The organism is Methylophilus sp. Leaf414, from assembly GCF_001425425.1.
Taxonomy (GTDB): Bacteria; Pseudomonadota; Gammaproteobacteria; order Burkholderiales; family Methylophilaceae; genus Methylophilus.
In genome coordinates, this window is the sequence record NZ_LMQQ01000001.1 from 124,017 (window position 1) to 138,956 (window position 14,940).

General features: G+C 46.7%; 15 protein-coding genes. 5 read left to right on the top strand and 10 right to left on the bottom strand.

The genetic code is table 11. The features are described 5' to 3' along the window. Window positions 1-13: 13 nt before the first annotated feature. Window positions 14-727 carry an SAM-dependent methyltransferase gene (locus tag ASG24_RS00550; RefSeq protein WP_055866626.1) on the top strand — a complete coding sequence of 238 codons (714 nt, stop codon included), beginning with the start codon at window positions 14-16 and terminating at the stop codon, window positions 725-727. A gap of 5 nt (window positions 728-732) precedes the next feature. Here ASG24_RS00550 and ASG24_RS00555 read toward each other — a convergent pair whose 3' ends face one another. After that, window positions 733-1,176, bottom strand: coding sequence for a helix-turn-helix domain-containing protein (locus ASG24_RS00555; protein ID WP_235559622.1), 444 nt, complete (start codon window positions 1,174-1,176; stop codon window positions 733-735). A gap of 129 nt (window positions 1,177-1,305) precedes the next feature. Between ASG24_RS00555 and ASG24_RS00560 the strand changes: the two genes are divergently transcribed. Beyond that, a complete protein-coding gene (locus ASG24_RS00560; RefSeq protein ID WP_055866629.1) occupies window positions 1,306-1,791 on the top strand; it encodes an ester cyclase in 486 nt (161 codons plus the stop codon). 83 nt (window positions 1,792-1,874) lie between these two features. Here the strand turns inward: ASG24_RS00560 and ASG24_RS00565 are convergent, their stop codons facing one another. The 4 genes from ASG24_RS00565 to ASG24_RS00580 form a co-directional block, all read right to left on the bottom strand. Next, window positions 1,875-2,423 (bottom strand): bifunctional 2-polyprenyl-6-hydroxyphenol methylase/3-demethylubiquinol 3-O-methyltransferase UbiG, encoded by a 549-nt coding sequence (locus ASG24_RS00565; protein ID WP_200936955.1) that lies wholly within the window; start codon window positions 2,421-2,423, stop codon window positions 1,875-1,877. A 345-nt stretch (window positions 2,424-2,768) separates the two neighbouring features. Next, a complete protein-coding gene (locus ASG24_RS00570) occupies window positions 2,769-3,257 on the bottom strand; it encodes a PEP-CTERM sorting domain-containing protein (RefSeq protein WP_055866633.1) in 489 nt (162 codons plus the stop codon). 136 nt (window positions 3,258-3,393) lie between these two features. Continuing rightward, window positions 3,394-4,260: an aldo/keto reductase gene (locus ASG24_RS00575; protein WP_055866635.1), complete on the bottom strand. Its 867-nt coding sequence runs from the start codon at window positions 4,258-4,260 to the stop codon at window positions 3,394-3,396. A 22-nt stretch (window positions 4,261-4,282) separates the two neighbouring features. After that, entirely contained in the window at window positions 4,283-5,080 is a 798-nt protein-coding gene (locus tag ASG24_RS00580) for an SDR family oxidoreductase (RefSeq protein ID WP_055866639.1), read from the bottom strand. Between the two features lie 245 nt (window positions 5,081-5,325). Here ASG24_RS00580 and ASG24_RS00585 point away from each other — a divergent pair, with 245 nt between their 5' ends. Beyond that, a complete protein-coding gene (locus ASG24_RS00585; protein WP_055866642.1) occupies window positions 5,326-6,276 on the top strand; it encodes a GlxA family transcriptional regulator in 951 nt (316 codons plus the stop codon). Window positions 6,277-6,367: 91 nt separating this feature from the next. Here the strand turns inward: ASG24_RS00585 and ASG24_RS00590 are convergent, their stop codons facing one another. The 3 genes from ASG24_RS00590 to mutL all read right to left on the bottom strand — a co-directional run bounded on the left by ASG24_RS00590 (window position 6,368) and on the right by mutL (window position 10,264). Then, window positions 6,368-7,168, bottom strand: coding sequence for a hypothetical protein (locus ASG24_RS00590; protein WP_055866645.1), 801 nt, complete (start codon window positions 7,166-7,168; stop codon window positions 6,368-6,370). Window positions 7,169-7,404: 236 nt separating this feature from the next. Continuing rightward, window positions 7,405-8,340: a 5'-nucleotidase gene (locus ASG24_RS00595; RefSeq protein WP_055866649.1), complete on the bottom strand. Its 936-nt coding sequence runs from the start codon at window positions 8,338-8,340 to the stop codon at window positions 7,405-7,407. 40 nt (window positions 8,341-8,380) lie between these two features. Further along, entirely contained in the window at window positions 8,381-10,264 is a 1,884-nt protein-coding gene (mutL, locus tag ASG24_RS00600; protein ID WP_055866652.1) for a DNA mismatch repair endonuclease MutL, read from the bottom strand. Window positions 10,265-10,299: 35 nt separating this feature from the next. On the opposite strand from mutL, the gene ASG24_RS00605 reads away from it, so the two are divergent. Continuing rightward, complete coding sequence (locus tag ASG24_RS00605) at window positions 10,300-11,823, top strand: helicase-related protein (RefSeq protein WP_055866655.1); 1,524 nt, start codon at window positions 10,300-10,302, stop codon at window positions 11,821-11,823. Between the two features lie 163 nt (window positions 11,824-11,986). On the opposite strand, the gene ASG24_RS00610 is transcribed toward ASG24_RS00605, so the two are convergent. Then, the gene (locus ASG24_RS00610) at window positions 11,987-13,324 is read right to left on the bottom strand and encodes an N-acetylmuramoyl-L-alanine amidase (RefSeq protein WP_055866657.1); all 1,338 of its coding nucleotides are present in this window, start codon (window positions 13,322-13,324) and stop codon (window positions 11,987-11,989) included. Continuing rightward, window positions 13,315-13,773, bottom strand: coding sequence for a tRNA (adenosine(37)-N6)-threonylcarbamoyltransferase complex ATPase subunit type 1 TsaE (gene tsaE / locus ASG24_RS00615; RefSeq protein WP_055825215.1), 459 nt, complete (start codon window positions 13,771-13,773; stop codon window positions 13,315-13,317). The genes ASG24_RS00610 and tsaE overlap by 10 nt, the downstream gene beginning before the upstream one ends. Here tsaE and queG point away from each other — a divergent pair. Continuing rightward, entirely contained in the window at window positions 13,772-14,878 is a 1,107-nt protein-coding gene (gene queG, locus ASG24_RS00620) for a tRNA epoxyqueuosine(34) reductase QueG (protein WP_055866659.1), read from the top strand. The genes tsaE and queG overlap by 2 nt on opposite strands. Window positions 14,879-14,940 lie beyond the last annotated feature (62 nt).

A 14,940-nucleotide genomic window follows, 5' to 3' on the forward strand; every position in this document is an offset into this window, starting at 1 on the left:
AAATAACAAACCTATGACAACCGGCACGCTTTATTTCATTCCCGTTCCCCTGGCAGAAGATACTTCGCCGCAACAAGTCGTGCCGCCAGAAGTGATCAGCCGCATGCATAGCTTGCAGCACTTCATTGTCGAGAACGAAAAAACCGCCCGCCAGTTTCTGGCCGCCAGCGGCCATCCGACGCCGATTCGAGAGTTGACGTTTAGTCTGCTGAATAAAGATACTCAGCCAAAAGAATTACCCGCCCTATTACAGCCCCTGCAACAAGGGACTGATGTCGGCCTGATGAGTGAAGCAGGCTGTCCCGGTATCGCAGACCCCGGCGCTGCCTTGGCAGCCGTGGCGCATCAAAAAGGCATACGCGTAACGCCTTTAATTGGCCCCAGCAGTTTGTTATTAGGCTTAATGGCAAGTGGTTTAAATGGCCAACGGTTTACGTTTCTGGGCTATTTGCCAAGTGACAAAGCTGAACGCATTAAAGCGATCAAAGGGATTGAGTTTGATTCCAAGAAACAGCAGGCAACGCAATTGTTTATAGAAACGCCCTACCGCAATCAGCATATGCTGGAAGACTTGATTGCAAACTTGCAGCCACAAACAAGATTGTGTGTAGCCTGCAATATCACGGCAGAAAATGAATTGATTGTGACTAAGACTACTGCAGAGTGGAAGAAAACACCATTACCGGATGTGCATAAAAAACCGACGGTATTTTTGTTACTGGCATAAAGCATCTAAAAGCGGACTGTTCTCACGCCTGGTGCTTCCGAGTTAAGGGTTTCCTGAGCAGCCTTGTCATAATCGCTTTGCGCTTTCAGCACTTCCTCAATATGCGTTTCTGACCATACGCGTACCGCAGCCAGCAAACCCACCAGTGTTTTACCCAATGGCGTAATGGTGTACTCCACTTTAGGCGGCACGGTGGGGAAAATGGTCCGCGCTATCAACCCATCCCGCTCTAAACCACGCAATGTTTGCGTGAGCATCTTTTGTGAGATCCCACCAATCTCGCGCTGCAAAATACTAAAACGTTTGGTTTCTGTCTCCAGCAAACCAAGCACCAACACTGCCCATTTATCCGCAATTCTATTTAATACCAGCCGCGTCGGACATTCAGTGTGATACGCATCCCAGCTACTCGATATCTGCAAAACCCGGTCACTGTTTTCAATCATCATCGTCTACTTTCAGTTAATTTTAGGTGCCTAAGTCACTTTTAAGTTCCTACTTACTAATAGTGACTATTGGCATTATGATGCGCAACTCCATCACACACAAGTGTTATGCAACCGTAGCAAGGAGATTTGATGAAACTTATCAAACGCATATTGAATGCATTGATTTTGACAACACTGTTAACGAAAGGAACCACCCTCATGGCGCAAGATATCACTCAACAAAACAAGCAACTATTGGCAGATTTCTGCGATGCCGTTTTTGTGAAAAAAGACTTCACTCAACTGCCGAAGTTTATGCAGCAAAACTATATTCAACATAACCCGCTGGTGCCACAAGGATTAAGCGGATTTCAAGCTTTTTTTGCGGATTGGTTTAAAGCAGCCCCGGACTGGCACTATCAGCTGGAAAAACTGGTCGCAGAAGGTGATATGGTATGGGCGTATGGCGTGTATTCAGGCACCCAGCAAGGTGACTGGTTAGGCATCCCCGCTACCGGCAAGCATTACAGCATCCATGCAGTAGATATTTTCAGAATCGAGAATGGCAAACTGGCAGAACATTGGGATGTGCTGGATACGTATGGGCTATTTAAACAACTAGGGATTATTCAATAGTCACTATTTGACGCTAGATAGATGAAGCCTGTTAATAACAGGCTTCATCATTTTAGATCAGCGATAAAGCTCTATTACCATTATTAAGCTGTATTACGCTTATTTATCTTGCGGCATACAAGCAGCACCTCATCCACTCCTTTGGTGTCTATCATTCCCGTGACAAGGTCGAGCTTCTTCTGGAAACGTACACCCATCGGCATGAATACATTGTTATACCACCACAGCGCGCGTTTACGTCTATGGGTGAGAAACCACATGCCGAGATCAAGCAGGCGTGACGATTTCGGCTGCATACCGTAAATAGCACTTTGCTCGATTTCAAAATCAAATTTGGCAAGCTTGGCGACGAGAGATTCTGGTTCGTAACGGCGACAGTGTCCGACAAAGTCGTCAAAAGCTGTCCACTGCGATGGATGCAGCGGCACCGAGAGCAGCAATGTCGCACCAGGTGCAGCCACACGCGAAAGCTCGGATAAAGCGCCATCGTCGTCATCGACATGCTCGATAATATCGAAAGCGCATACCAGGCCGAATATGCCATCCTCAAACGGCAGCGCCGAAACCAGGCCCTGCATCGCATTAGCACCATGCGCTTGCAGCTTGGCAACTGCGGGTGCACTGATGTCCACGAAATGTGTGCCCTCAATAGGTAATCGCGGCCTTAAGCCCGGAGCGATTTCAAGACGAGTTTGAGATTGGGAGATCAAAGATGACACTAACGGCCAGGTATTGAAGCGCTCAGGGCTGACTAGCCGCGCATCCGTCCATAGCGGGTCGTAGAATTGCCGGTTTGCTTCAATGAGTTCGAGATCGCTACTGAGAGTGGATGGCGCTGGATTCTTCATGCAGGCATACTAGCAGCAGATTTGAAATAGCAGGAAAAAACATGCATCACCAATAGCTGCAGCCAAGTGCTTGTTTGCCACGCTTGCTTAGCCTCGATTCCGACGAGGTTTTTTTCATTCAATTATTCATTAAATATAACGGCGACGAATGATTGCGCCGATCAAACCTAAACCAGTGAGCAGCATCGGATAGGTATCAGCTTCAGGCACAGCTGATGCGGGAGACATGAAACTTACAGCAGAACCGTCAGCCAAGGTAATGTGTTGAGAAAGTAAAGCGAGTGTTCCTTGATGTTGAATATTTATATTCCCTGAAATATAAATATTAGTAGCGTAAATCACGGTATTTGCAACAAACAGATTTAAGTACCCAGCGAGAGAAAAATCATCTTCAACGGCAATAGAGAAAGTAGCTCCCTGCGTATTACTAAAAATATCTATTCCGCCGCCTTGTTTTATATTAACTGATGAAAAATTTAGAACATCTCCATCATTAACATAAAGCGTCTCAAAGCTATCAACTACCAAAGACTGTCCAGCATCAGGTATCACTAACGCATGACTGACGTTTACCGTGAACGCTAGACTCAACAAAAAAGCTGTTTTCAGAAATTTCATAACGACTCACTTTTTATTATTAAATTTTATTTGTCGTAAAAATAACAGAAACCATTGATTGCCGAATGACAGTTTTATGAAGTCATAACTAGAAGCTTTTGATAGGAGCTATCCTCATGCCTGGATAAGCTTAGGCTTATGAAGTAACCGTCTTGTAAGCATCCGCCAGCAAGGCAAAGTCCTGGTCTGTTAATTGGATATCGATAGCTTGCATATTCTCCTCAAAATGCTGCAGCTTGCTGGTGCCGGGGATAGGCAGAATCACAGGGCTGCGTTTCAGCAACCATGCGATCGCGATCTGGTTAGGTGTGGCTTGGTATTTCTGCGCCATCTGGCCCAACACATCCAGCTTTCCAGCCAGGGCATTCTTGGCTAGCGGATACCATGGAATGAAAATAATCTGGTTGGCAGCACAAAAATCCAGCTCATCCTCGTATTGGCGGTTGATAAGATTGAACTGGTTTTGTACAGTATCCACATTGAAATATTTCTGTGCCTCTTTAATATCTTCAACCTTCACTTCACTCAAACCAATGTGCTTTATCAAGCCTTCTTTCTGAAACTCAGCTACTACCTGAAATTGCTCATCTCTAGGAACTTTAGGATCTATTCTATGCAATTGCCACAAATCAATTTGCTCTACTTTTAAGCGGCGCAAACTCATTAATAGCGATTGACGTAGATACTCTGGTCGCCCCACTGGTGTCCATATATTAGGGCCTTGCCTGGTCAATCCTGCCTTGGTTGCAATCGTCAGTCCTTTGTAGGGATAAAGCGCCTCAGCAATCAAATCCTCACTGACATTCGGGCCATAACTGTCTGCGGTATCTATAAAATTAACGCCCAGCTCGGGCAGTCTACGCAATAATTCCAGGCAATGGGCCGGGTCATCAGGTTGCCCCCAAACCCCGGCTCCTGTGATACGCATAGAGCCGAAACCAATACGGTGAAGCTGACGATCACCCAAATTAATATGAGTTTGTATCGTGTTGAGTTCAGACATAAGCGCAACCTTTTACTAAATGTTATGAAGCAAGACCATAGCGGCTGCCAGGTTTTGCATTGGCAAATTTTGGAGTCAATGCACGGCGTGCAGTTTCCCATTGTTCCCAATCTTGATTATCTTGCAATGGCGGAATCGTCACCAGTTCGCCATTATCCAGGCCAGCCAATGCAGCATCCACTAAGTCCTCTGCACTCATTGTGGTCGGTGCTTCTTTCACTTTTGCGTAACCAGCCACATCCCAGAACTCGGTTGCAGTGCCGCCAGGCAATACCGTTTGAATACGCACGCCTTTATCAGCCAGGTCTTTTTGCAAAGAATGCCCAAAGCTGAGCACATAAGATTTTGAAGCGCTGTAAACACCATTTAGCAACTCAATCGCAATCCCAACGACAGACGCAATATTGATAATGGTCCCACTACCTTTTGCCGCAAATACCGGCGCAATTGCATAAGTCAAACGCGTTAGCGCAGTGATATTCAAATCTATCATCGCTTCCATTTCATCTACATCTGCATCCAGAATGGAAGCCACAGACCCAATTCCAGCATTGTTCACCAGCATGTTAATGTCTTTATATTCTTTCAGGATTTTTTCAAGTTCGCCAAGAGCTTTCTTGTCATTCAGATCAGCGCCTATGGTCGTGACCTTAACACCAGTTTCTTTGGTCAAGCGCTCAGCCAGCGTATTCAGGCGATCAATATTTCTGGCAACCAGAATCAGGTCGTAGCCTCTTTTTGCCAAACGATCAGCATATACCGCACCAATCCCAGTGGATGCGCCCGTGACTACTGCAGTGCCTTTATTTGTAGATGTCATGTTATTTCTCCAGATAAAAATGTGTCTTGATTTGTATTACGAAGCGCATTTTGATCTTGATACCAAATATCATCAATGACATATATACAATGTTTTATGCCATTGCTGAAATGTTCACTTTATTTTTATATAGACATTGTTTTATGCTAACCATATTGATAATTAACATTTAACCATGTGTGGAATGAATGGCATATTTAATATCATAAGAATTATTTATGCCACACAAAAAATAAAGGAAATTCATGCATACGATAGGTCTCTTGGTCTTTCCTAACTTTCAGGCACTGGGCTTGGCCGTTTCCGCAGTCTTTGAATATGCCAACCTGATGCATCCTGAAAAAACATACCATTTCCGCCTGGTATCGGAACATGGCGGCCCGGTCATGACCTCGCAGACATTTTCGGTCAATACCGAGCGGATTACTGACTCTACTTACGACACATTAATTGTGGGAGGCGATAACGATTGCAAATTGCCCTCACCTGAGCTGCTGGACTATCTACGTGAATCTCCCAAGCATATCAGGAGAATCGCAGCCATTTGTACTGGTGCATTTATCCTGGCAGAAGCAGGCTTGCTGGATGGCAAGCGAGCCACTACGCACTGGCTGCATTCGAATACATTCAGGAAGTTCTATCCAAAAGTGCAGTTAGATGAAGACAAAATTTTCGTGGTAGATGACCAGATCTGGACTTCGGCAGGCTTAACAGCAGGTATTGACTTGGCATTAGCCATTGTGGAGAAAGACCTTGGCTTGGATGTAGCCAGACAAATCGCCCGTAAATTAGTTATTCATCAACGCCGTGGTGGTGGTCAATCCCAGTTTTCAACTCTATTAGAGTTGGACGCAAAATCTGACCGCGTGCAAATGGTGCTTTCCTACGTCAAAGAAAACCTGAAAGCAGATTTATCCGTTGAATCCTTAGCAGAAGTTGCCAGCCTGAGCCCGCGCCAATTTAGCCGGGTGTTTACTGAAGAAACCGGGCTACCGCCTGCCAAAGCGGTAGAGCGACTGCGCGTAGAATCGGCCAGGCTGATGATGGAAACCGGCCACCACCAGATTGAAATCATTGCCCGCGAAACAGGCTTCGGAGATAGAGAACGTATGCGACAGGCTTTTCTCAGGGCTTATGGGCAGCCGCCGCAAGCGATACAGCGAATTTCGGCAGGTAATACTAGAATGTCAATGTAGTTTAAGAAAGTTATATCTACATTCAAAAAAATTGTTTCACACCTTAAATGGTCGAAGCAAAATATAGGCTTATCAAGGTGGCCAACTGATCTTAAACCCTTGCATCTTTTACAATCTGCTTGTATTTAGCCAAGCCTTTTTTGGTCAGCCAGTAAACACTCGCATTGTTATCAACATATTTGTGCTCTACCAAATCTAACAAGGCAAGTCGAATTGCTGATTGCGAATAATCTGAATAATTAACAATACTTTCAAACTCCACATACTCGTCTCCATTATCAACTAATATTCCTAAAGCCTTTATCGTATCTAATTCTTCAGCATCCCATCTGATATCGGAGCTCTCACTTTTAGCTAACGGCTCATCTACAAATGCATTTGAGCTGGGCTCTAGAGGAATTTCGACTGACGTTGTTTCGAAACTAGAAATTTTTTCTCGTAATTGTTGCTCGGTGATTCTTAAATCCTCTATTTCTTTTCGTAATTCGGACTCAACTTTATAGTGTCTTAAATGAATTGCAGCAACTTCAGCAGCTGTTCTTGTTTGAGTTTTCTCAATGTCGTGAATTGAATTTCTTTTTTCAATCGCTCGATTTAAAAGATACTCTGTAATCTTTAAATCAATATGTGGATATAGGAAGACATATGCTAAGGCCGCTACTAAAGGATAAACGAGGCCATCCCAAATATTAAAATACTGTTGAACAAGCCAAAATTTATAATATACATTGAACTCTGCTGTCTGGTCGGACAAGACTGTGATCACAATTTTGTAATTAGTTATTAACCAAGAAATAATAAAAGAGAAAAAGAGAGGGCTAGAAAAACGCTCCAAAATCAAATCTCTTGCGGATTTGTAATACTCTTCAAAAAGATTATCTTGATGTTCCATAACTCCCCCTCTAAAAATATCTTAGTTTCATTTTTATGTATCGACTATGGTTTTATATTACGCTTACTGAGGTCGCCTAACATCTTATCTAAATCATTGAAGCCAACTTCAACCTAGATTGCCGGCCATGTTTGAATTACTCACACCTTGAAAAACTTCTTATGCATAGCCTAATATGATTAAATTATCGTTGTTTTTATCTCTATAGGCAGAGTAACAATCTTGCTATTAATATTTTATTTAACTTTTGAATTAGCAACCCCAAATGGAATATGCACCATCGGAATACCGCCAGCAGAAGATTGCAAATGACTTCTCTGGTCATCAAAGAACATATGCGGTTTTAACACTGAAAGAATCCTGGCCTTTTCCATGCCGCCAAGGAAAAAAGACTCATCTGCTGAAACGCCCCACTCCTTTAGGGTTGTGACGACACGTTCGTGAGCAGGCGCACCCCTGGCTGTGATAATGGCAATTTTCAATATTTTTTTATAATCGGGATTTTCGCTCAGGAGTTTGTCTTCCAGCTTTTGCATCAAAGACAGTTTTTTAAACAGATCGGCCAAAGGGCCAGCCTGATGCGGGATAGACTGCTTTGCAACCTCATGTGCTTCAAATTCGGTTAGATCATTATTCGTTTTAAAAACAGCTTCAGCTTCGTCATCCGCAATCACGCCATCAAAGTCAAAGGCGATTCTCAACTCCGTATCAGTCTCATCATCATAGACTTTTGAGGGTAAAACTACGCCTGCGGGATAATCTAAATCTATCGCACTTTGCACATCCGCTTCGTTGGCACTCAGGAATAGTGAGGTATTGAATGCTGGTATATATTCATGCGGAGACCTGCCTGTCATAAAACTGGCGCGGGAGATATCCAGGCCGTAATGTTGGATTGATCTGAACACTCTCAATCCTGTTTCCGGTGAGTTTCTTGATAACAGCACAACTTCTACCGGCAACTCTTTGGGAAAGGCCTTGTTAATTGCCAGGAACCTGCGAATAAAGGGGAACGCAACGCCTTTTGCAAACGGAACATTAATGTTCTTTTCTTGATGCTGGCGATATTCCTCTACGCCGTGGGTTTTATAAACCTCATGAGATTCAGTTAGATCAAACAAAGCGCTTGAAGCAACACTGATGACTAACTTTTGTTCAATTGGATAAGCCATAACCTATTATTTTTATTTAGTTTTCTTATATAGGCTTATATTATTGCCCACGCATAAACATCTTATCCAGATCATTCAAGCTGACCTGGAACCAGGTTGGTCGGCCGTGATTACACTGCCCGCTTCTTTCAGTGGCTTCCATATCCCTTAGCAAAGCGTTCATTTCAGTGAGTGTGAGCTGCCTGTTGGCTCTGACAGCGGCATGGCAAGCCATCGTACCTAGCACTTCATTCTGTCTTTCCTGCAATACCCTGCTGGCACCGTACTCATGTAGATCACGCAACACGGCGCGGGCTAATGACACCACATCAGCATCTTGCAACATAGTCGGGACGGCACGGATGGCAATGGTGGTCGGCGACAAGGTAGCTAAATCAAATCCTAGCTGTTGTAAGGTATCGCTGCCTTGCAGAGATTGCAATGTCGCAACTTCTACTTTTTCTGCATAAAAGCTCATTGGGATCAGCAATGGCTGTGTGGCGATGGCTTGCTCACTTAAAGCACTTTTCAGGCGCTCGTACATAATGCGTTCGTGTGCCGCGTGCATATCGACGACGACCATACCTTGCGTATTTTGGGCCAGGATATAAATGCCGTGCAATTGGCCTAGCGCGAAACCGAGTGGATATTGTTGCGCTTGTGGCGCTGATTCTTGAGTGAGAACGGCTTCAGACAGTGATATCGGGTTTAAGTAATCTTCTGAAAGAGCGTTTTCTTGGATACTCCCCAATACACTCACGTTAGTAGGTTTCAGGTCACCATACATTTGCCCGTAAAATTGTTGGGCAATAGCTGCGCCATTACTGATGGTCGGCTGGTAATTGCCATCGAAAACCGAGCGGTTTTGCAGGGGTATTTCCACTTGCTGGCGCGGCATGGATAGCCCGGGCGTAAACGGGTTAAATGGCGCTTGCACCGGCTGGCTAGCTTGAATTTCGGCTGAAGTCTTGCCTAATGCTTTGTGCAGGCTATGGAAAATAAACCGGTGTACGGCTTGCGATTCGCGGAAACGGACTTCGGTTTTGGCCGGGTGAACGTTGACGTCGACCAGCGATGGATCAAGCTCCAGAAATAACACAAAAGCCGGATGTTTGTCGCCATGTAATACGTCCTGGTAAGCCTGTTTGATGGCATGCGCAATCAACTTATCGCGCACAAAACGGCCATTCACAAACACATATTGCGTATCGCGGCTATGGCGTTGATAGGTAGGCGATGCGGTCATGCCCCACAGGCGCAAACCACCGTTGCCTTCATCCAGCCAGACGCTTTGTGAGGCAAACTCGTTACCTAAGACATCGGTAATACGTTGCTGTGGCGTATTTGCTGCCAGCCGCATAATGGCTTTGCCGTTATGTTGCAGTAAAAAACCAATTTGCGAGCGCGACAAGGCGATACGGGTAAATGCATCTTCGCAATGGCCGAACTCGGTGTTTTCAGTTTTCAGGAATTTGCGGCGGGCTGGCGTGTTGAAATACAAGTCATGTACCTCAACGATGGTACCCTCATCAAGCGCTGCCGGGCTGATTGGCTGACCTTGCGTGCCTTCAGCACTAATCTGCCAGGCATGGCTGGAAGCCTGCTGGCGGCTGGTAAGCACAGTGCGTGAAATTGAAGCGATACTCGCCAGCGCTTCACCACGGAAGCCGAGACTGCCAACCTGCTCCAGGTCTTCCAGGCTCTGGATTTTACTGGTGGCATGCCGCGTCAAGGCGAGTTCCAGCTCATCTTTGGCAATGCCGTGGCCATTGTCAGTGACTTTGAGTAGTTTGGTGCCACCTTGAATTAATGCCACTTGAATCTGGGTGCTACCGGCATCAACACTGTTTTCAAGGAGTTCTTTGAGTGCCGAGGCCGGGCGTTCCACCACCTCACCTGCAGCAATTTGACTGATGAGTTGATCTGGAAGTAGTTTAATTTGCATCTGCTTATTCTACCTGTTTTGCTAGAATGGAGGCCATGTCGCTTTCCGATTTCCAGGCCTACCTCAACCGTTTTGCCCTCGCCCGCCAGCTTAAACGCCAGCATCACTTTTATGTCGGCCCGACCAATTCAGGCAAGACCTACCAGGCCCTGGAAACCTTGCGTAAAGCGGAGTCTGGCGTTTACCTGGCGCCCCTACGTTTACTGGCGATGGAAGTGCGGGACCGGCTGATGCAGGCAGGCGTGGCGTGCAACCTGGTCACGGGTGAAGAACGAGTTATGGTTCCTGGGGCGAGACACACCGCTTCCACGATTGAAATGCTGCGGCCAGATATGGCGGTTGATGTCGCCGTGATTGATGAAATCCAGATGCTGATGGACCCGGATCGAGGCAGTGCATGGACTGCTGCTTTAGTTGGCGTGCCCGCCAGACAGGTGTTTATCTGCGGCGCCAATAGCGTAACTGAAAGCTGCACCCGCGTGCTGGATGCACTCAATGAGCCTTACACCCTCACCCACTTGCAGCGCATGACGCCTTTGGTGATTGAAGATGCCAGTATTTGCGGTGAACGGTACCACGCAGCCAAGTTGCGAAAAGTCTTGCAGGCAGGCGATGCGATTATCGCTTTCAGCCGCAAAGATGTGCTGACGCTGGCAGCCAGGATTCGCCAGTGGGGATTTCAGGTTGCTACTATTTACGGTGCGCTTTCTCCTGAAGTACGTCGCGGCGAATCAGCCCGCTTTGCCAGTGGCGAAGCGCAAATACTAGTGGCCACCGATGCGATTGGCATGGGACTCAATCTGCCTATCCGCAGGGTGATTTTTGCCAATATCCATAAGTTCGATGGTGTGGCACCACGCATGCTGAACGCCACCGAAATGCGGCAAATCGCCGGACGTGCCGGACGGCATGGTTTGTATGACACCGGCTATGTCACGGTGCTGGAAGATGATGAGCAATGGCATTTGAATGAAATGCTGGGCTGCGATGACACCGTGGCACCCTTTGCCCTGCCAGTCGCAATCAGCGGCGGCGATATTGAAGATTTAAGCCAGCGGATTCCCACCTGGCGGCTTGCGGAATGTGTGGAATATTTACATACGCAATATCAACGACAATCTGGTACGCAAACCATGCAATGGCAGATCACATCGATGCAGCACCAGCAGGCGCTGTTGATTGATGAAACTGCTCCGCAACTGTCCATGCGTGATAAATATCGCCTGATGTGCGCCCCTCTTGCGATACAGGTACCGATTGCACGTGATTACTTTGTGCAGTGCATACAGGCTATTTATCACCAACAACCGCGCGCATTGCCGATGCTGCCAGAGTGGTTGAAAGGCAAACAAGCGCAATATCTGGAACAGGCAGAACTGATTTGCCAGCATTTAAGTTTGTATAGTTGGCTGGGGTATCAGTATCCTAAAATTTTCACGGATAGAGAGTTGGTGGATGAGGCGAGGAAGACTTTGAATGGATTTATCAGCCGGGCGTTGAAGGTGCAGGCGGGATATGGAAAGACGCAGAGAGAGACGGAATTGGCGCAACAGCGCTAGTGCCTGAGAAGCGAAAAGGAATCGTGCATATCCAAAGAAATAACCAAATACTTAAGCAGTACAGCGTACTTTTTCTTATATTTACTAGCCAAAATTAACCCAGCCTGGATTCTGGCCTACGCCAGAATGACGTACAGAAGAACTCGCCTGAGAGATCTGACTTTTATTTTTTTGAAAATGAAGGGTTCGTCGCTATATACGACTTCACCCCCGACAGAATCGCATTGACCAACTTATCCTGGTACCCATCATCATTCAACCTGGCTTCTTCTTCAGGATTACTGATAAACGCCGTTTCTACCAGAATCGAAGGAATGTCCGGTGATTTTAATACCGCAAACGCCGCCTGTTCCACATACTTGGAATGCAAGGTATTAATTTTGGCAATACGCCCCAATACCGCTTTACCCATCCGAATACTGTCATGAATAGTAGCCGTTTGTGATAAATCCAATAATGTACGTGCTAGGTCCATATCGCGAGTATCAATGGCCACGCCACCAATCAAGTCCACCGCGTTTTCTTTCTTCGCCAGATAACGTGCGCCGGCACTGGTGGCGCCACGTTCGGATAATGCAAACACCGAAGAACCACGCGCGGTGCTGTTGATAAACGAATCTGCATGGATAGAGATAAATAAGTCAGCCTTTGCTGCACGCGCTTTTTTAACGCGGTCACCCAATGGCACAAAGTAATCACCATCTCGGATCAGGATGGCTTGCATATTATCTTCGGCATCAATCTGTTGTTTCAGTTTGCGTGCAATCGCCAGCGTAATATTCTTTTCGTGGCTGCCCTTGGCACCTCTGGCGCCGGGATCCTCGCCACCGTGGCCCGCATCAATCGCGATGGTGATAATTTTCTGGCCTGGTTTTACTTGTTTAGGTTTTTCAACCGGCTTTTCAGCTGGCTTATCTGAAACTGACTTCTCCACGGGCTTTTCTGCTGATGTACCAGGAGTTACTGGCTCAGCGACTGGCTCGGTGGCACTACCAGGTTTTTCTTCATTGCCAACAGCATCAGATTCTTGCAGTTTTTTTGTATGTGCCAAGGCCGGTGAACCTAGCGGTGGTTCAGTCGTGGCTGTAGCCGGGGCAATGCTGATGGCCAGGCGTTGCTGCGAGTTACCGGCATTCATATCAGTCACCAAAGGTTTGATATCAGATTTGATATCAAACACCAGTCGGGTGGTATTTTCGGTAAATGGCGCAATACGGATTTTAGAGAGATAAGGATGCTGCGGATCAAGCTGCGGTGGCAACGCTTTTAAGGTGGGGCTGATAGCGACTGTATCCATATCAATCACTACCCGAAACGGGTTATCGAGTGTGAATACCCGGTATTTCACCTGCTGGTCCAGCAACAACTCCAGATGCACCTGGCTACCCTGCTGCTGCAAATTGGCTAGAATCACTTCAGCGGCCTGTGACGCGATGCTGAATGCAAATAACAAAGCTGTCAGCAGCCAGACTTTAAAGCAGTTAAAACGACTTACTGGCATAAACCTTCCAATGATAGCGGTTGCTGGCTAGTGATATGCAGCACGCGCCCATGTGGCAAAATATCAAACTGAATCTCAATATCGGCAATTGGTAACAAAGTACCTGCATTCTCAGGCCATTCGACCATGCAAATACTCGTGGCATTGAAATAATCCCTGAATCCGGCGGCTTCCCATTCCTCAGGGTCTTGAAAGCGATACAAGTCAAAATGGTAACATGAACCGATAGACAGGTTATAAGGTTCTACGATGGTATAAGTTGGGCTTTTGACTTTTCCGCTATGCCCCAGTGCATGCAGGATACCGCGCACCAGCGTGGTCTTCCCGGCACCGAGGTCACCATGCAGGTAAATCACCTGCCCTGGCTGTAACTGCTTTGCCAGCAAACCTGCCGCATGCGTAGTCGCTGCTTCGTCTTTTAAAATCTGTGTAGAATACGTTTCTGTCATGTCAGACCATTTACATCCCGCTCCCATTCAGTTACCTGATCATCATGCTGCCGAAAAAATGGCAACCACGATCAAGGGCTGGGCGCGCGAATTGGGCTTTGGCAATATCGGCATTACCGATACTGACCTGTCCGCCGCTGAGCCAGGATTTATGCGCTGGCTGGAAAAAAAATACCATGGCGACATGGATTATATGGCAAAACACGGCTCCAAGCGCAGCCGACCGGCAGAATTGGTGCCCGGTACTTTGCGCGTGATCTCTGTGAGCCTGGATTACATGCCGGACGATGCACAGGATGGCTGGAAAATTCTTGAAGATACGAACAAAGCTTATGTCGCGCGTTATGCGATGGGGCGGGATTACCATAAAGTCATGCGGCAAAAGCTCCAGCAGTTATGCACACGTATCACCGACACCTTTGGTAGTTTTGAATACCGGGTGTTCGCCGACAGCGCACCCGTGCTGGAGGTCGCACTGGCAACCAAAGCTGGTGTAGGCTGGCGCGGAAAACATACCTTGCTGCTTAATCGACAACAAGGTTCTTGGTTTTTCCTAGGGGAAATCTATACCAACCTGGCTTTGCCGATTGATCAACCAACGACTTCACATTGCGGCAGTTGCAGTGCGTGTATCGATATCTGCCCTACCCAGGCCATCGTCGCCCCTTATGAGCTCGATGCGCGGCGTTGTATTTCTTATTTAACTATCGAGCACAAAGGCAGCATTCCATTGGAGTTGCGGTCGTTAATCGGTAATCGCGTGTATGGCTGTGATGATTGCCAGCTTATTTGTCCGTGGAACAAGTTTGCTGTTGCCACTGAAGAAAGCGATTTTGCCGTACGCAATGGCCTGGACAGCACGGACCTGGTGACCTGCTTTACCTGGACAGAAACGGAGTTTCAGCAGCGCATGGCAGGCAGCGCGATTTATCGTATCGGCTATGTGCAATGGTTGCGCAACGTGGCAGTGGGTTTAGGCAATGCCCCGACTTCAGCTGCCGTGATCAATGCACTAACAGCCAGGCAACACGATGTCAATAAACTGGTCAGAGAGCATGTGCAATGGGCTTTGAGAATTCATCATAAAAATATTATTAATCAATAATTTAATTGATATTTATAAAGTAAATTATTAAAATAAAAAAGCTGACCAGGGGTCAGCTTTTT

What these genes read in the sequence shown, in the direction of transcription:
- ASG24_RS00550 (WP_055866626.1), top strand. Translation starts at nt 14, where the DNA reads ATGACAACCGGCACGCTTTATTTCATTCCCGTTCCCCTGGCAGAAGAT.
- ASG24_RS00555 (WP_235559622.1), bottom strand. Translation starts at nt 1,176, where the DNA reads ATGATGATTGAAAACAGTGACCGGGTTTTGCAGATATCGAGTAGCTGG.
- ASG24_RS00560 (WP_055866629.1), top strand. Translation starts at nt 1,306, where the DNA reads ATGAAACTTATCAAACGCATATTGAATGCATTGATTTTGACAACACTG.
- ASG24_RS00570 (WP_055866633.1), bottom strand. Translation starts at nt 3,257, where the DNA reads ATGAAATTTCTGAAAACAGCTTTTTTGTTGAGTCTAGCGTTCACGGTA.
- ASG24_RS00575 (WP_055866635.1), bottom strand. Translation starts at nt 4,260, where the DNA reads ATGTCTGAACTCAACACGATACAAACTCATATTAATTTGGGTGATCGT.
- ASG24_RS00580 (WP_055866639.1), bottom strand. Translation starts at nt 5,080, where the DNA reads ATGACATCTACAAATAAAGGCACTGCAGTAGTCACGGGCGCATCCACT.
- ASG24_RS00585 (WP_055866642.1), top strand. Translation starts at nt 5,326, where the DNA reads ATGCATACGATAGGTCTCTTGGTCTTTCCTAACTTTCAGGCACTGGGC.
- ASG24_RS00590 (WP_055866645.1), bottom strand. Translation starts at nt 7,168, where the DNA reads ATGGAACATCAAGATAATCTTTTTGAAGAGTATTACAAATCCGCAAGA.
- ASG24_RS00595 (WP_055866649.1), bottom strand. Translation starts at nt 8,340, where the DNA reads ATGGCTTATCCAATTGAACAAAAGTTAGTCATCAGTGTTGCTTCAAGC.
- mutL (WP_055866652.1), bottom strand. Translation starts at nt 10,264, where the DNA reads ATGCAAATTAAACTACTTCCAGATCAACTCATCAGTCAAATTGCTGCA.
- ASG24_RS00605 (WP_055866655.1), top strand. Translation starts at nt 10,300, where the DNA reads ATGTCGCTTTCCGATTTCCAGGCCTACCTCAACCGTTTTGCCCTCGCC.
- ASG24_RS00610 (WP_055866657.1), bottom strand. Translation starts at nt 13,324, where the DNA reads ATGCCAGTAAGTCGTTTTAACTGCTTTAAAGTCTGGCTGCTGACAGCT.
- queG (WP_055866659.1), top strand. Translation starts at nt 13,772, where the DNA reads ATGTCAGACCATTTACATCCCGCTCCCATTCAGTTACCTGATCATCAT.
- tsaE (WP_055825215.1), bottom strand. Translation starts at nt 13,773, where the DNA reads ATGACAGAAACGTATTCTACACAGATTTTAAAAGACGAAGCAGCGACT.